Origin of the sequence: Mesorhizobium sp. ZC-5 (assembly GCF_025753855.1) — a bacterium.
Lineage (GTDB): Bacteria > Pseudomonadota > Alphaproteobacteria > Rhizobiales > Rhizobiaceae > Neomesorhizobium.
The window spans coordinates 162,898-187,092 of record NZ_JAOWPT010000001.1 but is presented as its reverse complement, the minus strand read 5'-3'; the positions used below and the strand labels follow the sequence as shown (position 1 = coordinate 187,092).

At 62.0% G+C, this 24,195-nt stretch carries 10 protein-coding genes; 7 read left to right on the top strand and 3 right to left on the bottom strand.

Translation table 11 applies throughout. The annotated features are described in order from the left end of the window. The first annotated feature begins 1 nt into the window (after position 1). The 4 genes from OHD58_RS00785 (at position 2) to OHD58_RS00770 (ending at position 18,835) form a co-directional block, all read left to right on the top strand. Positions 2–17,113 (top strand): hypothetical protein, encoded by a 17,112-nt coding sequence (locus tag OHD58_RS00785; RefSeq protein ID WP_263801130.1) that lies wholly within the window; start codon positions 2–4, stop codon positions 17,111–17,113. Between the two features lie 165 nt (positions 17,114–17,278). Further along, complete coding sequence (locus OHD58_RS00780) at positions 17,279–17,788, top strand: phage tail protein (protein ID WP_263801129.1); 510 nt, start codon at positions 17,279–17,281, stop codon at positions 17,786–17,788. Positions 17,789–17,800: 12 nt separating this feature from the next. Then, positions 17,801–18,304, top strand: coding sequence for a phage tail protein (locus OHD58_RS00775; protein WP_263801128.1), 504 nt, complete (start codon positions 17,801–17,803; stop codon positions 18,302–18,304). A 9-nt stretch (positions 18,305–18,313) separates the two neighbouring features. Continuing rightward, positions 18,314–18,835: a phage tail protein gene (locus tag OHD58_RS00770; protein ID WP_263801127.1), complete on the top strand. Its 522-nt coding sequence runs from the start codon at positions 18,314–18,316 to the stop codon at positions 18,833–18,835. Between the two features lie 16 nt (positions 18,836–18,851). Here the strand turns inward: OHD58_RS00770 and OHD58_RS00765 are convergent, their stop codons facing one another. After that, positions 18,852–19,442 carry a 2OG-Fe(II) oxygenase gene (locus OHD58_RS00765; protein WP_263801126.1) on the bottom strand — a complete coding sequence of 197 codons (591 nt, stop codon included), beginning with the start codon at positions 19,440–19,442 and terminating at the stop codon, positions 18,852–18,854. A 73-nt stretch (positions 19,443–19,515) separates the two neighbouring features. Between OHD58_RS00765 and OHD58_RS00760 the strand changes: the two genes are divergently transcribed. Further along, positions 19,516–20,046, top strand: a complete 531-nt coding sequence (locus tag OHD58_RS00760; RefSeq protein ID WP_263801124.1) for a GNAT family N-acetyltransferase — start codon at positions 19,516–19,518, stop codon at positions 20,044–20,046. Here OHD58_RS00760 and OHD58_RS00755 read toward each other — a convergent pair. Then, complete coding sequence (locus OHD58_RS00755; RefSeq protein ID WP_263801122.1) at positions 20,039–20,386, bottom strand: DUF6916 family protein; 348 nt, start codon at positions 20,384–20,386, stop codon at positions 20,039–20,041. The genes OHD58_RS00760 and OHD58_RS00755 overlap by 8 nt on opposite strands. A 91-nt stretch (positions 20,387–20,477) precedes the next feature. Between OHD58_RS00755 and OHD58_RS00750 the strand changes: the two genes are divergently transcribed. After that, entirely contained in the window at positions 20,478–21,281 is an 804-nt protein-coding gene (locus tag OHD58_RS00750; RefSeq protein ID WP_263801121.1) for a SapC family protein, read from the top strand. An 11-nt stretch (positions 21,282–21,292) separates the two neighbouring features. On the opposite strand, the gene OHD58_RS00745 is transcribed toward OHD58_RS00750, so the two are convergent. Continuing rightward, positions 21,293–22,471, bottom strand: coding sequence for an adenylate/guanylate cyclase domain-containing protein (locus tag OHD58_RS00745; protein WP_263801120.1), 1,179 nt, complete (start codon positions 22,469–22,471; stop codon positions 21,293–21,295). A 438-nt stretch (positions 22,472–22,909) separates the two neighbouring features. Between OHD58_RS00745 and urtA the strand changes: the two genes are divergently transcribed. Beyond that, positions 22,910–24,139: an urea ABC transporter substrate-binding protein gene (gene urtA, locus OHD58_RS00740; RefSeq protein WP_263801579.1), complete on the top strand. Its 1,230-nt coding sequence runs from the start codon at positions 22,910–22,912 to the stop codon at positions 24,137–24,139. Positions 24,140–24,195: the final 56 nt, after the last annotated feature.

Below are 24,195 nucleotides of genomic sequence, written 5' to 3'. Positions count from 1 at the left end.
CATGTATTCGGCGAAAGTAACTCGCCAGACTCAGTCGAAGAAATCGATTGAATCCGGTGAAAGCCGTTCGTCACGGCATTACCGGAGCGAATTCTCGCGCCATCTCTGGAAAACTTCCGCACTCTCCACGATTGCGCTCGCCGGCGCAGGGGCCGCCCATGCTCAGGACGCACTGTGGCAGCCGCAGGTCCAGACGATCGTTGGTGGCGATCATCAAGGCGCATATTCGTCGCTCGAAGGTTTTATTCCGCTTACGCAGACTCCCGATTCGGTTGTCTTTCTCGACTTGCGCCTCAAGCACGATTTCTCTGAAGGAACCGGCGGTGACGTCGGTCTCGGTCTGCGCCGTGTTGTCAATCCGGACCTGATCCTCGGCGGCTACGCCTATCTCAACGTCGAAAGGCTCGACGGACACCAGTTCACCGGAGCTACGCTCGGCGTCGAGGCGATCGCCACGAATTTCGATGCGCATGTCAACGTCCACCTGCCGTTCGGCGACCAAGAGCGGGAGACTTCGACCTCAGCATCCAGCCTGTCGCTGGTCGGCAATCAGTTGCTCGAGCAGATTTCGGTGCTCAACCGCCGCGATTATGCCTCTTGGGGCGTGGAAGGCGAGTTTGGTGTGCAGGCGCCGATCGACCTGCCCAAGGACCATGCGCTGCGGCTGCATATCGGCGGCTATCATTTCGAAGACGCCGGCAACACGGCGGACAGTGTTACAGGCGGAAAGGCAGGCTTCGAATACAAGGTTGGAAACGTGCTCGGCGACAGCGGCGCCTCGCTGACGTTCGGCGGCGAGGTTCGCTACGATGACCGTGACGACACGACGTTTGCAGGTTTCGCCAGGCTGACGATCCCGTTGGGCGGCACCCAGCGGGTGGCCGACGGCGATCGCGAGCCGCTTTATAATGTGAGCGAAGGTTTGCGGAAGCGGGCCAATGAGCGTGTTCGCGGCGATATCGGCGTCAGGCTCGACACCGACGAGACCGCTGCATCGCTCAGCCGCCTGGCAATCAATGTACGGACTGGATCCGAGTTCGGTCTTTTCTTTTTCGCGGACGGCGAAAATACGCTTGGCCTTGGGACGCTCGGAGATCCAACGACGCTTGACGATGCGGTCACCAAAGCCGGCTCCGGCTTTGTTGTGGCGCTCGGCGGCTCAGGGAATCTACTGACAGGCGGCGTAACCCTCACCAATGGCCAGACGGTTATAGGCGGCGGCCAGACGGTGCAGGCAATTTTGCTCAACGGCACCATCAGTTCGTTCGCTTTCGGCGGCAGCGACGGCACCATTCAGGGCACCAACCCGGCAAATCCGGTCCTTTCACTCGGCAACGGCAACACGCTGCAAGGCATCACCGTCACCGGTGGTGAGGTCGGCATACTCGGCAACAACATCAACGGCGCGACGCTCACCGGCGTTACAGTCGACGGAACTGGTTCGCACGGCGCGTCATTCACCGGAACCTCGACTGGCATCAACGCCTCGAACTTCAGCGCGACGGACAATGGCGGCGATGGGCTGCACATCGAAGGCGACGGCACCTACAACTTCACCGGCGCGACATTGCTTTCTGGCAACGCTGTCGATGGTCTGTCGATAACCGGCAACGGCACTTATAATTTCCAGACCGTCAATGCGCTGAACAACACCGACGACGGCATCGAGGTGACATCGGCCACCGGTACGTTCAAAACGACCGGCGGCACGATTTCCGGCAATGGCGACGTCGGCGTCAAGATCGATCCGATCAACGCCAACGTCGTACTTACCTCGATCACCCATAGCAGGGGCACTTCGGGCGTCATTCTGGACGACGTCACCGGCAGCTTCACGGTCACCGGCGCGACGACGATCTCCAACACGTCTGGTGCGGCGATAGCCATTTCCAATTCGCCGGCATCGATCCGCTTCGCCGACATCACGATCATCAACCCGGGGGCGGACGCGATCACCTTCGCCGGCATCAACGGCCCGGTGGTGGTGGGCGGCGTGGTCATCTCAGGCCTTGGGACTGGCGCAACAGGCCTCGATTTTTCGGGCAGCCGCACCACATTCACAGCGCAGTCGGTCAACATCACCGGCACCGGAGCTGCCGGCAGCACCGGCATCGACCTTTCGGGCACCCAGGTCGGTTCGGCGATCACCGTCAGCAATGGCGGCACGATCGCCAATGTAGACACGGGCGTCCGGCTCGGCATCGCGGGATCGCTGGCCAACACCGCCAATGCCAATTTCAGTTTCGGTGGCGGCTCGGTGGGTGGCATCACCGCCTCGCTGGACGCGCGCGGTCTCAACCCGCTCACCGGCACCTACGCGTTCGGCTCGACGGTTTTCAACGGGCCGCAACTGTTCAGCACCGCCAACATCGTTTTCGTAGGCTCCACCGCGACGGGAGCCGGCGACGGCTCTTCCGTCAACGATCTCGCCACGATAGGTACCGCCGATGCCAATGCAGGCGCGGATGCGATCTTCGTGCTGATCAACGATGGCAGCGTCATCAACGATGCAGACGGCTTCACACTCGGCGACGGCCAGACGCTCGCCTCGTTCGGCAATGGCGCCGAATATGCGCTGGGCGGGGTGCCGCTCAACGTTACCGGTGACAATGTACAAAATGGCGTGGTCCAGGGTGATCCGACCGGCAACGGCGCGGCCACGCTGACCAATCTCAGTGCCGGCAACACCGTCGTGCTGGGCGACGGCACCGTCATTGCCAATATAACGATCTCCAACGGTGCCGGCGGCGTCGGTATTTTCGGAGACAACATCGATGGCGCGACGCTAACCGGCGTCACAGTCAGTGGCGCCAGCTTCGACGGCGCATCGTTCACCGGCACATCGACCAATGTCGGCGGTTTGAACTTCACCTCGACGGGCAATGGTGGCGCCGGGCTTGTCATCGAGAGCGATGGCGTTTTCAGTTTCAGCGGAACGACGACGCTTTCGGGCAATGCCGTCGATGGTCTGACGATTTTCGGCGACGGCGACTACAGTTTCGAGACGCTCAATATCCAGAATAATGCCGGAAGCGGACTTTCCGTTTTCGCGACGACACGCGCGAGCCTGTCGATTGCCGGCGGAAGCATCGCCGGGAATGACGACACCGCCGCTTTTATCTCCGGCACGGATCTCGATGTTACGCTGGATTCGATCACCCATGACAACCCGGCAGCCGGTCTAGGCGGGCTGTTGCTTCTCGACGTGGGCGGCAGCTTCGCCGTGACCGGGGCGACGACCATCAAAAATGTTGGATTTGCTGGCATTCTGATCGGATTGAGCACGGCCGATATATCCTTCGGCGGTCCGGTGCTGATCGATGGCGTCGTCGGTGGTGACGGACTCGCCATTGAACAGTCCGGCGGTACAGTCAGGTTCGACGGAGCGGTCGATATCGGCAGCGCCGCCGGCATCGGGCTCATTGTCAGAAACTCCGATGCGACCGTTATATTCGACGGGCCCGTCGCCATCGCCGACACCGGCGAAGAAGGCATCGTACTGAATCATAATACCGGCGCGGTCAGCTTCGACGGCGCCACCGCCGTCAGCCGCGCCGGGTTCAGCGGCATCGTCGTCGTCGACAATACGGGCTCGGTGGAGTTCGGCGACACCACGGTCGCCGATCCGGGCGAGAGCGGCGTCGATGTGATCGGCGTCAACGGGACAATCAATTTCGGCGATATTGATGTGACCGGCCTCGACGCCATCTGCGGGTGCGACGCTGCCGGCCTCAATCTCGCCGGCAGCAGGTCGACCTTCACCGCCGCGTCCCTCGATGTCTCCGGCAACAATTCAGCCGGCACCACCGGCGTCGACCTTTCGGGTACGACTGGCGGCTCGGTTACCATCACCAATGGCGGCACCATCGCGAATGTCGATACCGGTGTCCAGCTTGGCACCAACGGCGTCGGCGGCGCGACAGCGAGCACGGACTTCGTCTTCGGCGGTGGTTCGATCGAAGGCCTCACGGCATCGCTCGACGCGCGAGGCCTCAATCCTCTCGCGGGGAGCTATGCCTTCGGCGCGACCGTGTTCAACGGTCCGCAGCTTTTCGATTCGAGCAACATCATTTTTGTAGGTTCGGCCGCGACCGGCGCGGGCGACGGTACGTCCGTCAACGATCTCGCGGCGATCGGCACGGCGGATGCCAACACCGATAGCGGCGCCGTCTTCGTGCTGGTCAATGACGGTGCGGCGGTCGACGACGCCGATGGCTTCACGCTTGACGACGGGCAGACGCTCGCCTCGTTTGGCAACGGTGCCCAATACGCGCTGGGCGGGGTGCCGCTCAACGTCACCGGCGCCAATGTCGTGCATGGGTTCATCCAGGACGACCCTACCGGCAACGGCGCGGCCACACTTACCAATCTTGGCGCCGGCGACACGGTAGTGCTCGGTGACGGGACCATCATCGCCGACATCGACATCTCGAATGGTGTTGGTGGGGTCGGCATTCTTGGCGACAATATAGATGGGTTGACGCTGACGGGCGTTGTGGTGACAGGCGCCGGGCTGCACGGTGCGTCGTTCACGGGCACGACGACGAATGTCAGCGGCTCGAACTTCACCTCGACCGGCAATGGCGGTTCTGGTCTGTTGATAGACAGCGACGGGACGTTCAATTTTACTGGCGCGACACTGCTTTCGAACAATGCGGATTTCGGTCTGACCATATTCGGCGATGGCGTCTACACGTTTGACACGCTGAATGCGCTCAACAACGGCATCCTCGGCATCGAGGTCATTTCGGCCGGCGGCGGTGCCTTCCAGGCAACTGGCGGCACCATCTCTGGCAACACCGTCGGTGGCATTGCCGCGCTGGGCGCAGACCTGGATTTGGTCCTCACCAGCCTTTCGCAAGACGGCGGTCTATTCGGTGCGGCGCTCGCCGGGGTTTCCGGCGAATTTGTCATGACCGGCGCAACCACTGTCGCCAATACCTCAATCGGTGGTCTGCAAATCGCCGATAGCACCGCCAACATCACGTTTGGCAGCGTCGACCTGACCAATGTCGGCTTGGGCGGCGGCATTGCGATCCAGCGTTCCGCAGGGGTGGTGACGTTTGATGGTCCGGTTTCCATTGATCAGTCAGCGTCAGTCGGCATCGGGATCGACGATTCCACCGGACCGGTAACGTTCGCCGGGCGGGTGGATATTTCCCGGAGCGCCCAAGCCGGCATCTCCCTGGGCTTCCTTGCAGACAATTCGGGCGCAATCACTTTCGGCGGACCAGTCACCATCGACCAGGCAGGCACTGTTGGCATCGGCATCGACGGCTCCACCGGCCCCGTGACCTTTGCCGGACCGGTGGATATTACCCGCACGTTCGACTACGGCATTGCTCTCGGTTGGTTCGAAGGAAATTCCGGCGCGGTGACGTTTGGCGACGTGACCATTGACCAGGCATTTGGCGGCATCTCGGTCGCGGACGCCAACGGCACCATCACTTTCGGCAATGTCGACATCACCGGCATGGAGGGCGGAGCGGGGCTCGATCTGGCTCTAAGCTCCTCGACTTTCACTGCGGCATCGCTCGACGTCACCGGCACGAATGTGGCTGGCAGCGCCGGCATCGACCTTTCCGCTACGCTGGGCGGTTCGGTCACCATCACCAATGGCGGCACTATTGCGGACGTCGACACCGGCGTGCAGATGGGCACCAACGGCATCGGAGGAGCGACAGCAAATACGGATTTCACCTTCGGTGGCGGTTCGATCGAGGGCATTACCGCATCGCTCGACATGCGCGGGCTGGATGCCGCAAGCGGCACCTATTCCTTTGGCGCTACGACCCTCACCGGGCCGCAACTGTTCGATGCCGCCGGTGTCGTTTTCGTCGGCAGGGTCAGCACTGGAGCCGGCGATGGCTCCACAATCAACGATCTTATCGCTGCCGACCTAGCCGATGATCTCGGGCTCGGCGCCAACACGGTGTTCGTCCTGGTCGGCACCGCTCCGGCCGAAGTCATCGACACCGATGCCGATGGCTTTACCCTTGCGGCCGGGCAGTCGCTGGTGTCGTTCGCCAACGGTGCGACCGTCGACATCGGCGGACCGCCCGCCAATGTGACGGGCACCAATGTCGTCACCGGCGCCACGCTCGACGATCCTTTCTTGCAAGGTGCGCCGACGCTCAATAACGCAGCCGGCAACACGATCGATCTTTCCGATGGCAACGTCATTGCGAACCTCATTGCCACGTCAGGGTTTATAGCGCTCGACGGAAGCGGCATAACAGGCCTCAACAGCTCAGGCGTGGTGATCCGCGGCGCGGCGACCGGTGCTTTCCTGGACGGCGCCCTCGGCACCATCACGATCAACAATCTGGACGTGCAAGGCCCGGTACAGACCGGTATCGTGCTTGCCAACTCGGCTGCAACGGTCAATTTCACCGGCACTACCCAGATCGCGGGCGGCACGATTGCCGGTCTGCGGGTGGACAATTTTGACGGCACCGCCGACTTCGCGAACCTCGACATCACCGGCGGCAATCTCGGTATCGGCATCCTGAACGGATCGAGCGGAACGCTGACCTTCGGGACGGGGAGTTCGGTCGTCAATACAAGCGGCATCGCCGTTTCGGTCGGCGGTTCCACCGCCACCGTCAACTACAATGGCACGATCACGCAGAACAATGCCGCGAGTGCCGTGCGCGTTGATGCGATGACTGGCGGCAGCGTGAATTTCGGTGGCGTAATCACCGCGAACACCGGTGCTGCCAACGCCATCGACCTTACCGGCAACACCGGCAGCGCGATCAATTTCAGCGGCGGGCTGAACCTGAACACGGATGGAGGCTTCGCCTTCAGAGCCGTCGACGGCGGAACGCTGACGGTGACGGGTGGGAGCAACACGATTTCGACCGGCGCAGGTGTCAGCGAAAATGGCATGACCATCGGCGGCACCGGTATGACCATCGGTGCCGGCGGCGTCAATTTCGCAAGCGTGACGGTGGACGGCTCCGGTGGAGCCACGCAGACCGGCATCAATATCCAGAACACCAGTGGCGGACCCGTCACGTTCGGCAGCGTCGACATTTCAAGCGTTGCTGCTGCGACGGGTATCGCCATCCGGCTTTCCAATGTCACCGGCGCCTATACGTTCAACGGCACCACGACGATCGACACGACCGGCGAATTCACCTCGGGCCTGGTTGTCGAGAACAGCGCTATAAATCTTACAGTCGCCAACCTGGTCACGACCTCGGTGTTCAGGCACGACGTCGCGCTGACCAACAACACCGGCACCATCACGATCAGCGACGGCACGATCGCCAACAGCGGTACAGGCGATGGCGTGGTCGTTTCCGGCGGCAGTGCGACAATCTCGGTCGGCGCCGACATCACCAATGCGGGTTTCTCTTCCACCGCTGCCGTGCGCGTTGATGGAATCACTGGCGGCTCGGCCGCCTTCACCGGCACGCTTTCGGCAACCGCTGGTGGCGACCTCTTCCGGATAGGCAACACGACGGCGCTCACCGGCGGCGAGGTTTCGTTCTCCGGCGCTTCGCTGACAGCGACGGGCGGTGGCGGCGGCGTGGTCGGTGCACTCGGAGCCGGCGCAGTGTTCGATGCCAGTGCACCGCTTTCGATAACGGGCGGTGCACTGGTCGTTCAAAACGTTGCCGGCAGCGCCACGTTTGGCTCGGTCACCATGTCCGGCGGCACCGGAATCGGCCTCAGCGGAAATGCTGGCACGCTGACGTTCGGGACCACGAATGTCGCGCTCGGGGCTTTTCCGAATACGTCGGGAATCCGTTTCTCCGGCACCAATACCGACGTTACCTTCGGCCAGACGACGATCACCGGCGTCGGCACCGATCAGACCGGTATCAATTTCACCGGCAGCGAGACGACTGCGATCTTCGGCGTCACGTCGATCACCGGAACCGGTGCGCTAACGGGCAGGGGCATCGACCTGTCGTCGACGCTCAACAACCGCGCCATCAGTTTCGCCACGGGATCGTCGATTACCAACATCGGCATCGGTGTCGATTTGTCGCGAGGCCTCACGACCGCCACGACCGCCAACGCCAATTTCACTTTCGGTGACGGCGAGGCTGCCGACGCCAATGGACGCAATTCGACGATCTCGGCAGTAGCCGGCGGGTTCACCGTGAACGCTGTCGGGCTCGATCCGGCGTCCGGCACGTATGATTTCGACGACGTTGCCTTTACCGGCAATGCCAATCTGCCGCCCGTGGCAAACGCTGTGATCCTCGTCTCGCAGGGCGGCGGTTTCATCAATGCCGGAACTTTCGGCCTGAGCCAGACGGTAAGCACGATATCGGTCGCCGCGGCGCAGGCACTCTCCGGAACCGAAACCTTCGCCTTCGTCGGCGCCATCGACCTCAGTGCGCTAGGTACAGCATTCACGCTGGACGCCGGCCAGTCGATCACCGGCTTCGGCAACGGCAATGCGGTCTCGACCGGTGTAGAACAGCCGGCCAATGTATCTGGCGACCTCGGCGGTTTCGGCGGCAACGTTACCGCCGACGAGGCGGTGGTCGGTGGCGGCGCGAACGATATGTTCCAGTTGTATGGCGACAACGAGATCCGCCACACCACATTCGATTTCACCGGCGGCGGCGGAGCAATGTTCTTTATCGACGGTGCCGATGCGGCGTTCAACAATAGCGGCATCACTATCGAGGGCGTTACGATCCAGGATGTCGCCGTAGGCAATTTCGCCTTTGAAACCACCGGGTTGCAGTCGAGCCTGTCGATCCTGAACAACGACATCAACATTGCCGGTCAGTTGATCTCGCTGTCCGGGGGCACGGCCGGCAATGTCAGCATAACGCGCGGAACCTTGCCGAACGGCGCAACGCCTGGCGTGCTGACCAGCAGCGGCGTTTCGGCGAGCAATTTCGGCGGTAGCGCTTCCTTCACGGGCATGACGGTTTCGGGCACTGCCGGTGCACTGAACGCCATCGACATAAACCAGACAAGCAACACCGGTACCTTCAACTTCACCGGCCTCAATATCGGCAGCTTCGCCGGCGGCGCCACGGGCAATGGCATCGACATCGACGCCTCCGGCTCGGGCGGCGTCAATCTCAACCTGATTTCCGGCAATTCGGTCACCTCGCCAGGGGACGGCCTACATGTCAGGCACACTGCGGCAGCGGCCGCCGTGGCGCTCTCGCTTGACAACACGACCTGGCAGACGATGCTGGCAGGCTCGCAGGCCGTGGATGTGCTCAGTTCTACCCCCAACAGCACCTACGTTACCTCGCTCGACGCCAACACGGTCACCGCCAACGGCATCGGCGGCGGCATGGTGTTCAACCAGGTCACCTTCGACGCCGACGGCAATCCTGGTACCGCCGACATCGTGAGCGCCGGCGGCACCACGAACATTGGCCAAGGCACGCTTGCCAACCAACGCGTGCAAGGCGCCGGCCTGTCGTTCATCAATGTCAGCGGGAATCTTTCCTATGACTCGCTGAACATTTTTAACAATGCAGGGACCGGCCTCGAGGTCGACACCAAGACGCTCGGAACCACCTTCACGCTGGCGGTCAACTCCGGCGGCGCCGGCGACGCCAACATCGACACGACCGGCGGCATGGCGCTGCTGCTCGACCCGCTGACAGTCGATATGGAGTTCGACAGCATCACCGCCACCGGCGGGACCAACGGCATTCTCTTCGACCAGGTGGACGGAACGTTCGCCGTCACAGGAAATACGTCGATTACGGGCACGACGGGCTTCGGTATCAGCGCAATCAACACCAACACCGGAACCTTCAGCTTCAACGCGGTGACGATCGACAACGATGCCGTGGGCAACGGAGGCGGTATCGGCTGGGCAAGCGGTGCGCTGACCACGAGTGGCCTTGTCGCCATCGACACCACAAGTGGTGCAGGCGTGTCGCAAAGCGGAGGTTCGACCGCATTCTCCGGTGGGCTGGATATCCAAACCGGGAGCGGCACCGGCTTCAATGCGACGGGCGGCAGCATCGCGGTCGCCGCGTCGGGCCTCACTGAAAGCATCCTCACTGCTACCGGCCAGATTCTGAACTGGACCAATGCAACAGTTGGAGCCGGCGGCGTTTCATTTGAAACGCTTTCGACCTCGGGCGTCGTTGCTGCAGGCGACGGCATCCTGCTGTCCAACGTCGACGGCGGTTCCTTTACCGGCGGCAATGTTACCGTTGCTGGAACGGCTGCGGGCGACGGCATCGAGATAAGCGGTGGCTCGAGTACGACCTTCAATTTTGTGTCGGCGACCATCGACAACACGGCGGCTCATGGCATCAACCTAACCGGAGCAAACGGCGCCGTCACCTTCACCACGGTCAATATCGACGGCGCGGCAGGCAGTGGGCTCAGCATAGCCAACTCGACCGCTGGCGTGACCGTTGGTGGTGGCTCGATCGGCCCGGCCACGGCGGCGAGCGTCGCGATTGCTAGCCAAGTCTCCGGCACCATCGCGCTCAACGGACTCACCGTTTCTGCCAATGGCGCCGACGCCTACAGCCTCACTGGCAATGCCGGAACCATCAACGTCACCGGAGGCAGCGCCACCCAGAGCGGTTCCGAAGATGTATTCGATATCAACAGCGGCGGCGCCACCGGCGTCGTTACGATAAGCGCGGCCATCACCCATTCCGGTGCAACAGGCCAGGCGGTCGAAATCGACGGCACCGCCGGTAATGTCACCTTCTCCGGCAATGTCATCGCCAATGCCGGTGCGCAGCTCTTCAACATCGGCACGACCACCGCACCAACTGCCGGCACGATTGCCTTCAGCGGAACCAGCCTGACGGCGACTAACGGCGGCAACGCCGTCATTGCTGGCCTCGGCGCAGGTGCGACGCTCAATATTTCCGCCGCGGTTTCGGTGACCGGGGCTGCCGCCGATGGATTGTCGATTTCCGGTGCTGCCGGTGACGTGACGTTCGGCGCTATCACGATCAACACCAGCACCGGCGACGGCATCCAGCTCGGCGGCAATTCGGGAACGCTGAGCCTCGGTGCGACGACAATCGGCCTTGGCGCCTCCGCCAACACTGCTGGACTCAACATCACCGGCACGAATGCCAGCGTCACCTTCGGCAACGTGGACATAACCGGCGTCGGAGCAAGCCAGCGCGGTGTCGATTTGCGCACGGCCACCGGCAACATTCAGTTGCAGACTCTGGACATCGCCGGCGTGACGCCGGTCGCAGCGGGATCGGTTGGCATCGATCTCACAGGCAATGCCAACACGCTCACCTTCGAGACGGTGGACTCCGGCACGATCGAGAATGTCGCCATCGGCGTCGACCTCACCAATGCCAACATCACCGGCCGCTTCCAGTATGGCGACGGATCAAACGTGGACCCCGATCTGGCGGCTTCGACAATCGATGCGACCACACCGATCGTCGTCGCCGGTCTCAATGCGGCAAGCGGCCCCTACGACTTCCTCGACGTCAATCTGGTTGGCGACACCAGCAGCCTCAGCGTCAACGCATTCTGGGTGCAGGATGGCGCAACCGGCATCGGCACGCGCAACGATCCGGGCAGCATTGCAGCCGCCCAGTTGTCGGGGGCTACTTACATCGTGCTGCTGGACGCCGCAGGCGCCGGGCAGGACATCATCAGTCTGGCTGGAGGTACGTTCAACCTCGGCGCGGGCCAGAGCATACTGAGCTTCCGCGACCAGGATACCTTCATGGTCGCAGGCGGCGCTCCGGCAAACGTGCTGCTGTTCGGCATTACCACCGGGCTCATCGATAATCCGAACGCCGACGGCTCGGGTGCTCCGCTTCTCACGTCGACGGCTGTTGGCGGCACCCTCTCTTTGGCTGCCGGTTCGGTAGTAGATGGCTTGGTGATTTCGAACAACGGCGCCGGCTTCGGCATTGTCGGCACCGGCATTTCAGCCGATATCCGCAACAGCACCATCACCGGGGGCACGGCCGGCGGCATTTCGCTCACCAACGCCGGCGTTATCAATGCCGTCGATGTCGACATCTCGGGCGCCAGCGCGCTTCAGATCACCGGAGGCAGTGCCGCCATCTCCTTCGATTCCGACAGTTCGATCGCCAACACATCCGGGACGGCGGTGTCGATCGCCAACCGCGGCGGCGGCAGCTTCGCCTTTGGCGGCACCGTCGCCTCTAATGGCGCCCTGGCCGGCGGCATCAGCGTCACCGGCGCCACGGCGGCGAATACGATCACCTTCTCGGGCACTGTCAACCTTGGCACAACCACGGCGATCGGCGCCAGCACCGGCATCAATATCAACAACAACAACACTACCTCGACCGTCAATTTCACCGGCGGCCTCGACATCGTCACCAACACCACGTTTGGCCTCGTCGCGATCAACGGCGGCACCATCAACATTTCCGGCGCCGGCAACACCATCACCGCGACTGGCGCGGGTGCGGTCAACCTCGGTGGTGTCACCACCGGCGTCACGTTCGACACGATCGCCTCGACTGGCACGGTAGCATCCACCGGTATCGAACTGGCCAATCTGGCGGCCAACTCGTCATTCACTGTCACCGGCCTGACGACGCTGAACAATCACGGTTCGGCCGGGGTGTGGATTTCCGGCACCGTCACCTTCGGCAGCAATGTGACGATCAACTTTGGTGCCGTCGACATCAACCGCACCGCAGCGACGCCGGGTAGCGTCGGTATCTTCGTCGAAGATATAGCTCAGAACCTGAATCTCGATTTCGGCGCGGTTGGCATCGGCAACGCCACCGGAGCCACCGGCGCCGGGCTGGCCGTCAGCAACATCACCGGCATCGGTTTCGACATCGACATCGCCAGTCTCGACGTTGACAATGTTGCCGCCGGCGTTCGCGTGGACAATCTCGATGCCGGGTCGATGACGGTGACCGGCACGACGCGGATCGACGACGCCAGCCTCGACAGCATCGTAATCATCAACTCGGCCGCCAACGCCACCTTCACAGGTCTCGTCACCATCCTCAACGACGGCGGCGCCAATGGCGACGGCGTCGATCTCGGCGCCAATACCGGCACCTATGCCTTCAACGGCGGCGTCGACATCACTGTCAACGGTGCCGGGGCTTTCGGCTTCCGCGCCACCACTTCCGGCACGGTCAATATCGTCGATGTGGGCACCACCCAGATTACCTCGAACAACGGCACCGCGCTGCTGATCAACCCGACCACCGTCAACATGGTGCTCGACTCGATCACCTCCGGCGGCGGCACCAACGGCATCAGTCTCACGCAGATGTCCGGCTCGCTGACAGTTGGCACCGTTAACATTGCCGACTCGACCGGCGACGGGCTGTTCATCACCGGACTAGTCGGCACGATCAATCTCTCCAGCATCGCCATCGACGGGAGCGGCGACGACGGCTTCCAGATCGACGCCACCACTGCCACCGGTGCGGTCACGATCAGCGGCGGCACGATTGGCAACACCACCGATCCGACCGGTCGTGGCGTGTTCGTCAACGGCGGTAGCGGCACCATCACAATCGACGCCAGCATCGCCAAGGCGAATGCGGGCAAGATCGTGCAGGTGGACAGCCGCTCCGGCGGCGTGGTCAGCTTCGGCGGTGATCTGAGCGTAAGTGGTGGGTTGGACAACGGGCTGAGCTTCAACAACAACACCGGCGGCACGACCAGCTTCACTGCCGCGGGAAGCGTCGGCATCGTCGTGGCCAACGCGAACAATGCCCTTACCGTCGTCAACAGCGCCGCACACTCAATCAGTTTCGCCGGCGCATCGACGCTACAGACAACCGGCTCGGGCAATGCGGTCGACGTTTCCAACGGCGCGACGCTGGCTTTCGCCGGTTCCGCGATCAGCGCCAGCGGCGCCGCCACCGGTGCGGCTTTGCAGGCCGATGGCGGCGGCACGCTTACCATCACCGGCACCGGAGCGCTCAGCGCCGGAGCGACCGCGACGGCGGTTAATCTCAGCGGCATTACAATCGGCGCAAGCGGCGTCAACTTCGCGTCCACGAACAAGACCGCCGGCGGCGTCAGCGCGGTGATCATGAACACCGTCTCGGGTTCGACCACGGCCGCGGTCAATCTCGGTTCCGGCGCGCTCAACGGCGGCGGCACCGGTCCAGTCATTCGTATCGGAGATGGAGCTGGCACCGCCAGCACCGGCGGCACAGCAGGGTTGAGCTATACCGGAACCATTTCCAATACAACGGGCAGCGGCCGAACGATCGACATCCAGGACCGCACGGCGGGAGCCGGCAACATCACGCTGTCCGGCAACATCACGCACACTGTCGCGGGCCAGAACGGCATCTTCATCGATCAAGTGGCTGCCGGCACGATCACCTTCTCGGGTGGCACGAAGTCGATCACTTCGACAACCGCGAACGCCGTCAGCCTGACCAACAACACCGGCGCGACGATCGATTTCGCAGGCGGCGGGCTGGCCATCAGCACAACCTCGGGCACCGGCTTCACCGCCACCGGCGGCGGCACGGTCAACGTCACGACAGGTGCGAATCAGAATACGATCGGCGCATCCAGCGGAACTGCGCTCATACTCAACGGCGTGACCGCTGGCATGACGTTCGCGTCGACGACCGCCGGCGGCGGCACCAACGGCATCAGCCTCACCGGCATGTCGGGTTCGCTGAATGTCGTCGGCGCCGTCACCATCGACAATTCGACCGGCGACGGCCTGGTCGTCAACGCGTCGCCGGGCACCGTCACCTTCGGCTCGGTCAGCATCGATGATGTCGCCGGCGACGGCATCGATATTTCCGGCGACAACGGCAACATCACGATCAGCGGCGGCAACATCGGCGGCGCCGGCGACGATGATCCGAACGGCATCGGCGTCGATATCAACGGCGCCGCGGGCGACAACAACACCATCACCATCAACGCGGCGGTCAGCAAGACCACGGTGGGCAACATCGTTGAGGTGACCGGCCGCACCGCCGGTACCGTCAGCTTCGGCGGCAACCTCAGCGCCACCGGCGGCGTCGACAACGGCATCGACGTCAACAACAATTCCGGCACCGCCGTGATCAACTTCAGCGGCGCCACCAAGACGCTCACCACCGGTGGCAGAGGTGTCGACCTGCAGACCAACACCGGCGCGACGATCAACTTCACCGGTGGCGGGCTGGTCATCAACACCACGTCCGGCACCGGCTTCAATGCCACCGGCGGCGGCACGGTGACCGTGCAGGGCACGGGCAACACGATCAACTCGGGTACCGGTACGGCGCTCAACATCGCTAACACCAATATCAGCGCAGCCGATGTGACGTTCCGATCGATCTCATCGAACGGCGGCAGCGCCACGGGTATCGTCCTCGACACGACGGGCTCCGCGGGCGGGCTGCATGTCACAGGCAATGGAACGGCAGGTTCCGGCGGCACCATCGCCAACAAGACCGGCGCCGACGGCGCCACGACCACCGGCAACGGCATCTATCTGAACAACACCGCCGATGTCCGGCTGGCATGGATGCAATTGAACGATTTCCAGAACAGTGCGATCCGAGGCATGTCCGTCACCGGCTTCTCGCTGGAAGACAGCGTCATCAACGGCACGATCGGCACTAACACCGGTGTCATCGAGGGCGCCATTGCGTTTGGCGATGTGTTGGGTGGCAACGGCCTGTTCGGCAATTCTCTGATCGACAATGTCGATATCAGCGGTTCCGTCGAGCACCATGTCGAAGTCTACAACCAGTCAGGTACGATGAACCTGACGATCAGCAACTCGAACATCCATGACAACTCCCTTACCGGCGGCTCCGACGGCATCCAGATGGAATTCGGGGGGACGGCGCAGGCCTTCGTCCATATCGACAACAACCAGTTCTCGAACAACAAATCGCAGGCGATCCAAATCAGCGCCCTGGAAAACTCCATCCTGAACGCAACCATCAGCAGCAACACCATCACGCGCGGCACACAGGGCAATGAAGGCGTTGTCATCTCAAACGGCGGCAATGCCGACGCCAGGGTGATGATCGGCGGTCCGTCTCCGGCCCAGGGCAATACGATTTCGGGCTTCGGCGGTGTCGCGATCTTCGTCGGGCAGGTCCCCGGTCAGGGCACGAGTTCTTCCCTGCTCGAGGCGACGATCCAGAACAACACGGTCGTCTCGCCGGCGAGTGCGACCAACCACGCGATTCTGGCACTCGTGAGCAGCTTGACCGGTCAGGTGTCACAAGCCAGGTTCCTGATCGACAGCAACAACGTCACCTATAATTCGGGCGCAGCCCGGGCGATCCTCGTTGATGCACCCGATGCTGGCAGAACCCCCGAATTCCATGCCACCGTAACGAACAACGTGGTGACGGCGACCGATGTGAACGCAGTCACGATGATTTCGGTTGCTGCCCGCAACGGCGCCATCGGCCATGCCGACGTACGTGGTAACGACGTCAATTATACCGCTGCGGTCGGCATTGTCGGCGTCAATGTTCGTGAGGCAACCGGCGGCAGTATAGTGCTTGCGCGCGGCGCGTCCGGGTCCAACGATTCGGCGGTTGTTCTTGCCACTAACAATCCGTCATCGACGACGGCGATTCTGCCAGGCGCCGGCGACGTTCCCGTCGTTGAGAACAACACGATCCTGCTGCCGGGAACCCCGACGCTACCGAGCACGCCGCTACTGGCAGCCGAAGGCGGCGTTGCCGCTGTCGGCGAGGATATGTGGGGCGACGTGCTCACCGGTGACACGCTGGATCGGATCATTGCCGCCGCCATCGATCGCTGGGTGGCTATCGGCCTGACCGACGAGCAACTGGCAGTACTCAACGCGGCGACGTTCGAGATCGCCGATCTCGGCGGTAACTACCTCGGCCTGGAAGGTGGCTCGCATATCCGGATAGATGACGATGGCGCTGGCCATGGCTGGTTCGTTGACACCACGCCGCTGAACGACGAGGAGTTCGCCAATCGGGTCGGCGAAACCCGCATGCTTGCCGACGGCACCCAGGCACCTGCCGGTCAGTACGATCTCCTGACCACCGTCATGCATGAGTTCGGCCACATGCTGGGCTATGGCGACACCTATGCGGCCGACCAAAGCTCGACGTTGATGTATGGCTGGCTGCAAACCGGCGAGCGCCGCTTGCCAAATGTTGTTTATGCACCGCGAGGTGAATACTATTCCGTTTATGTATCCAATTAACTTCAGACGGAAATCCTTCTGTCTTGGTTAAATATTGTTAACTTTATAACCGCTCAAGTTCGTTCGATTTTATTTTTCTGAACCGACATATATTATAATTAGAACGCTGTGGACTTTGCGTTCGACATGTGTAATCTGATTATTCCAATCAGGGAGGCGTGTGTCGTGGCTGAGCCGTTTTTAGCCGAAATCCGGATCATGTCGTTCAACTTCCCCCCTAAGGGGTGGGCCCTGTGCAACGGCCAACTGCTTCCGATCAACCAGAACCAGGCGTTGTTCTCGCTGCTCGGTACGGTCTACGGCGGCAACGGGCAGACGACATTCGGACTGCCGAACTTGCAGGGCCGCACGCCGACTCATACCGGTGGCGAGGGACATTTCCTTGGCCAGGCTGCCGGCGAGCAGGCCCATACGCTGACGATCCAGGAAATGCCGACGCATCAGCATACCCTGCAAGCAACGAGCGTCACCAGCACGACCGCTATCCCATCCAGCAGCCTGATGCTGGCGACGTCCGGAAACTACGAAGCCTATCGCGCCGCCACCTCGCCGGTCGGATTGCAGCCGGCAACCATTGGCAATGCCGGCGGCAGCCAGGCACACAACAATATGCAGCCCTATCTGACGCTGAGCTTCTGCATCGCCCTTCAGGGCATTTTCCCGAGCCAGAACTGAAGGAGGCGAACCGTGGCACAGCCCTATATCGGTGAAATCCGAATCTTCGCTGGCAACTTCGCGCCGGCCGGCTGGTCGATGTGCGAGGGACAGCTCATAGCGATCTCCGAAAACGAGACGCTGTTCCAGCTGATCGGTACGACTTATGGCGGCGACGGCGAGTCCACTTTCGGCTTGCCGGACCTTCGCGGGCGCATCCCGGTTCATCAAGGTTCCGGCTTCTCCATCGGCGAACTGGCGGGTACCGAAACCGTTTTGCTGACGACCAATCAACTGCCCATCCACACACACCCATTCGCGGCTTCGTCCGATGCCAACTCGACGCCGAATGCTGCCGGCAACACGATCGGAACGCCGCTGACTGCCACGCCGTTCTATGCCGCGCCACCGACCGTCGGACTGTCGCCGCAATCCGTCACGCCGCAGGGCGATAGTCAGCCGCATACGAACTTCGCCCCTTATCTCTGCCTGAACTTCATCATCTCGATGTTCGGCATTTTCCCCTCTCAGACCTAGGAGCAAAAGATGGCTGACCCGTTCGTCGCCGAAATCCGTATCTACGGTTTTAATTTTGCACCCAGGGGTTGGGCGTTCTGCAACGGCCAGATCATGCCGATCTCGCAGAATACGGCGTTGTTTTCGCTGCTTGGCACGACCTATGGCGGCGACGGCAAATCGACTTTCGCACTGCCAAATGTGCAAGGCCGGTCGCCAATGCACCCGGGCCAAGGGCCTGGTTTGTCGCTGCATGACCTCGGAGAGGAGGGCGGCGTGGAAGCTGTGAACCTCCTGACGTCCGAAATGCCGCAACATAACCATGCCCTTCAGACCTATAACGATGTTGGCGAGGATCGAATTCCCGGCCCAACCGAGGCTTTGGCGCGATCGACCGGAGGCAATCTCTACGCTGCGCCTGGCGTGGTGGTTCAGATGGCCCAGCAAGCGCTCCCCGTTAATGGAGGCTCCTTGCCGCACAACAATTTGCAGCCCTACCTGACGCTCAATTTCTGCATCGCGCTGCAAGGTGTCTTCCCGCCGCGTCCCTGAGTTCGGCCAGTTGTCGTCACGCACCGCGATACCAGGATACGATGGTGAAGCGTTCACCGCGCGTGACCGGAGTGACTTCGTGGGTCGTTTCCGAACGAAATGCGACCAGCGAGCCGGGCAGCGTCGGTATCGCAATGCGCAGGTCCGGACCGGTGTAAGGCCCATGCAGCACGAGCGAACCGCCCGTGTAGCTTTCAGGCGAAGAATCCTCCGACTGGCGGTTGAGGAAGATCACGGCCGAGATCCGGCGCAATCGCGATTCATCATAGATGAGCGGCGTATTGCCGTCCTGGTGCGGCACGAAGAAATCACCCTCCCGATAGTGAAGAAACTGGGGCTTCTCGCAGGCGCCGAGGGCAAGACCGAAATGCCGCTCCAGCGCCGGTTTCTGCGCTGCCAGCAGGGCCACCACGCGCGCTTCCGTCTCCGGCGTTATCTCAGCGCGTCGGGTCCTGCGGATCTCGGGCCATGCCGGCTTTTGGTCCGGGCGCCCCAGCAATCCGGCGGGTCCGCCCAAGGCGGCTCGGATCTCGTCGCGCAGCACGCTACACGCTTTGTCGTCCAGCACTTCCGCGATCTCGAGATAGTCGACCGTATGCCCCGCCATCCCCACTTCTCCGGCTCAGCGGTTTGCTGCTTCGACGTCCGCCGCTGCGTCGTTCCTGTGCAGGCGGTGCGCCATGGCTGACCCTAATCACGCGCACGCTGCCGCGCCAGTCGCCGGTTGGCAGCGGATCGCCGGTTTGGGCCTCTTGCTGCGGCCGGAAACGGCTAATGATCGACTATTCCTAGCCGATCTTTATGCATCGACTCGCATGGAAGAACTCGCACAAACCGGCTGGCCGGAGCAGGCGAAGCGGGAATTCCTCGCCCAGCAATTCACCGCGCAGCATGCCCACTACATGCGCCACTATTCGGGTGCCGAATGGCTGGTCGTCGAGCGCGGCGGATCGGCAATTGGCCGGCTATATTTCGTCCATTGGGCGCGGGAGTGCCGCATCATCGACATTGCCTTCCTGCCGCGAGCGCGCCACAAGGGCTTCGGCACGGCGGCTCTGCGCGACCTGATCGACCAGGCTGGCGACAGAACCGTCAGCATCCATGTCGAGCGCATGAACCCGGCGCTTGCGCTCTACCGCCGGTTGGGTTTCGAGATCGCCGAGGACAAGGGCGTTTATCTGCTGCTGGAGCGCCGCCGCGGATTTAAGTGAAGATCGCTTCGTAGAGAATGCCGTCCTTGTCCTTGCCCACTGGTACGATGAACAGGTCCAGTGTGCCCAGCATCGCGTGGCGGAGCGGATAAATCGACTGCGGCAGCAAGGGCGCTGCGGGGCCATTGAAAGTCAGTGCAAATCCGCCACCCTCGCGCAGCGCCGTTCCAAGCGGCTTTACCGTTTTCAACATCAGCGGAACCGGTATGTCGCCGCTATCGATGAAGAACGCCTCGCCAGCATGCGGTTGGAAATGGGCAATTGTCAGAATATCGAGCATGGTTTCGCGTCTAGCCAAATGAAAGATGGAGTTTTCGCGTGACGAGTTCGTGCTGTCCATAGCTGTTGCGTCGACGCTTGGCATTTGCGCAAAGTTTTCGGCACGCGTAGAAAGCGGCGGGGCGATTGATTACAAAGCGGGAGTGGCAATGATGGCCGACACCAATGGAAATGCGGCACCGGGAACAGGCGTGCCGTCTGCACAGTTGCCGATGTTCTACAAATCGCCTGAGGCGGTGAATCCGACACGACACGGCTCGCTGAGCCTCGTCATCAAGCCGGACTTCGGCTTCGCCGCGTCGGCGCATGCCATCCCGATCATGGCGTCGGAAATGCCGGCAGCGATGCGGTCCTATCCGATCGTTTTCGTCGGCGCGCAAAAGGCGCCGGTGGTGATTACCGGCTTGCGCCAGGATGAGAACCTGTTCGTCGAGGCGGACGGCTCGTGGAGCCAACCGCACTATATTCCGGGCTATGTCCGTCGCTATCCCTTCGTGCTGGCGGAGGACGCACAGCAGGCAGGTCGCCTGAAGCTTTGCATCGATCGCGAGAGCGACCGTGTTATCGAGACCGTGGTGGCGCCGCTGATCGACAGCGAGGCGGCCGTCACCGCGCCGTTGTTCAAGGGAACCGAGCCAAGCGAGACGACGCGCGGTGCGCTCGAATTCTGCAACCAGTACCAGATCGGCTACAATGCAACGCGCGCGACAATCGACAAGATCGATGCGCTCGGCCTGTTCGTCAGCCGCCGCAGCACGGTAACGCTGGAGAGCAAGGAGGTCTTGAACCTCACTGATTTCCAGGTTGTCGACGAGGCCGCGCTCAACGCACTCTCCGATAAGGATTTCCTGGATCTCAGGAAAGCCGGCGCGTTGGCGTTGATCTACTGCCACCTGGCTTCGTCCAACAGCTGGAATGCGCTCGCCTACCAGGCGACGGTGCGGAAGACAGGGTAATCCAATGCACTTTAGGCAAGCGTGAACAGTTCGCGCTGGTCCGACAGGCCGCGCAAAGCATGGCGTCCGAGGCTTCGGACGTCACGGCCGCAGGCTTCGGCAAAATTTCTCGACAACACCAATGATGTATCGAGCCTGCCGCATAAGGCTTCCATGCGGCTTGCCTCATTGACGGCGGGGCCGATGACCGTGAAGTCGAGGCGGCTGCCGGACCCGATGTTGCCGTAGAAAACCTCGCCAAGGTGGAGGCCGATGTCGAGGTCGAGCCGTGCTTCGGCGGCGTGGCGTTCGTTGACGGCCCTGTTGCGCGACAGGGCTTCCTCTGCCGCTGCCACCGCGGCGGCACAAGCCGCCTCGGGTGAGCCGTCCTGCGCAGGAATGTGGAACACCGCCAGCAGCCCGTCGCCCATGAACTTCAGCACTTCGCCGCCGCGTGCAGCCACGGGTTCGGCCATCGCGTCGAAATGCTCGTCGAGCCTGCCGATCAACTGCTCGGCAGGCATCGTGTCCGCCAGGCTGGTGAAGCCGCGCAGATCGGCAAAAAGCAGCGCCGCATAGATGGTCTCGCCGACGCCGCGGCGGATCTCGCCATTCAGTACGCGCCGGCCGGCGGACATCCCGACATAGGTGTCGAGCATATTGGCGGCGAGGTCGAGCAGCGCGATGCGGTAGGCGGCGACGCCGACCAGCGGGCTGATCCTGCCCAGCATTGCCAGTTCCTCGTCGGTGAAACCGCCGAGACGGTCGGTGGTGAAAGAGATTACCAGCCCCGGAAGACTTGGGACGTCCTCGTTCTGAAATGCGAGAAGACTGGCGAAATGATCCGTCGCTCCGGCCTTCTTGAAATCAGCCAGGATGGTAAATCCACCATCGCCACCCGGCTCCTCCAGCCGCCACCGCCGTGTTTCCTGCCCCTCCCTCTGCATCGAGCCGAACGGGCTCTCGCCGAAAGCCGTCGGGCTTTGTTCGTGGCTGATCGTCTCCTGAACGGCGGCAACGCCTTGCCGCCAGGTACTGTTCACCACGCGAAACAATGGATTGACCGTTGGCAGTGCCAGATAGCTGCGCCACAGCTGCATCCCACCTTCAGCAAGCTTCCGCGAAAGCCCGTCGAGCAGTGCCGGCAGGCTCGAACCCTGCAGGCCCTGCTTCGCGATCCACTGCACAATCTCGCTTTCGGAAGACGCCATTTTCAGTTCTCGGTTGCTGGATGGAAATCCGCGAGGGACGGACAGCTGCAGTTCAACATAATCGCGATTTCGTGTCGGGCAATGCGATGGAGTATCGTTGTTTGTTGCCGGCCAGATAATTCTCATGCACTTCCGATTATAAAATAGGCGGCCTTTTGGTTGTGCCTATTTTTTAGACAATCCAGTCAGTCTGCGCGCATGAATGCCGATTAGCTGCCGCGACCGGTAAAATCAGCAACATTGCATAAGCGCTTGATAACGTTGCTCTCGCGGCTCCCGGGGGACACCTTTCGCCAAACTGGCACGGCGGTTGCTTTGCGTATTGCAGCGCAGCAACCCTGTTCGGAGGTGTCCAATATGAGGGGTAATTTCTCGACGTTTTCAAAATTCCTGTCGGCAGCGGCTTTCACGGCAAGCATCGGCTTCGCCGCTCCGGCCATGGCCCAGGAAGAAACCATCAAGGTCGGCATCCTCCATTCGCTGTCGGGGACAATGGCGATATCGGAGACGACACTCAAGGACACGATGCTGTTCCTGATTGACGAGCAGAACAAGAAAGGCGGCTTGCTCGGCAAGAAACTCGAGGCCGTCGTCGTCGACCCGGCATCCGATTGGCCGCTCTTCGCCGAAAAGGCCCGTGAGCTGATCGAGAAGGACAAGGTTGCCGCGGTGTTCGGTTGCTGGACCTCGGTGTCGCGCAAATCCGTGCTGCCGGTGTTCGACGAACTCAACTCGCTGCTGTTTTATCCCGTCCAGTACGAGGGCGAGGAGAGCCAGCGGAACGTGTTCTACACGGGCGCGGCACCCAACCAGCAGGCCATCCCGGCCGTCGACTACCTGATGAGTGAGGATGGCGGTTCGGTGAAGCGCTGGGTGCTTGCCGGTACCGACTATGTCTACCCGCAGACCACCAACAAGATCCTGCAGGCCTATCTCGAATCGAAGGGCGTGGCCAAGGAAGACATCATGGTCAACTACACGCCGTTCGGTCACTCCGACTGGCAGACCATCGTCACCGACATCAAGAATTTCGGTTCGGCCGGCAAGAAGACGGCGGTCGTCTCCACCATCAATGGCGACGCCAACGTGCCGTTCTACAAGGAACTGGGCAACCAGGGCATCAAGGCCGAGGATATTCCGGTCGTCGCCTTCTCCGTCGGTGAGGAAGAACTCGCCGGTCTCGATACTGCGCCGCTGGTCGGCCACCTGACCGCCTGGAACTATTTCCAGTCCGTCGACACGCCGGAGAACGCCGACTTCATCGCCAAGTGGCAGGAATACACCAAGAACCCGAAGCGGGTGACAAACGATCCGATGGAAGCCCACGTCATCGGCTTCAACATGTGGGTGAAGGCGGTCGAGAAGGCTGGCAGCACAGCACCTGACGCGGTGATCGATTCCATCATCGGCGTTTCCGTGCCCAACCTGTCGGGCGGCTCTTCGACAATGATGCCCAATCACCACATCACGAAGCCGGTGCTGATCGGCGAGATCCAGGCCGACGGCCAGATGGAAACGGTCTGGCAGACCTCGGGCCTGGTGGTCGGCGACGAGTGGTCGGACTACCTGCCGGACTCCAAGGACCTCATCGCCGACTGGCGCGCGCCCCTGTCGTGCGGAAACTTCAACGTCGCCACCGGAAAATGCGGGGGCAAGGGTATCAACTGATGCCTGAGGCTTGAGCCCTCATAGCCAACAGCTCCGGGCGGATCTCGCTGGTGTTC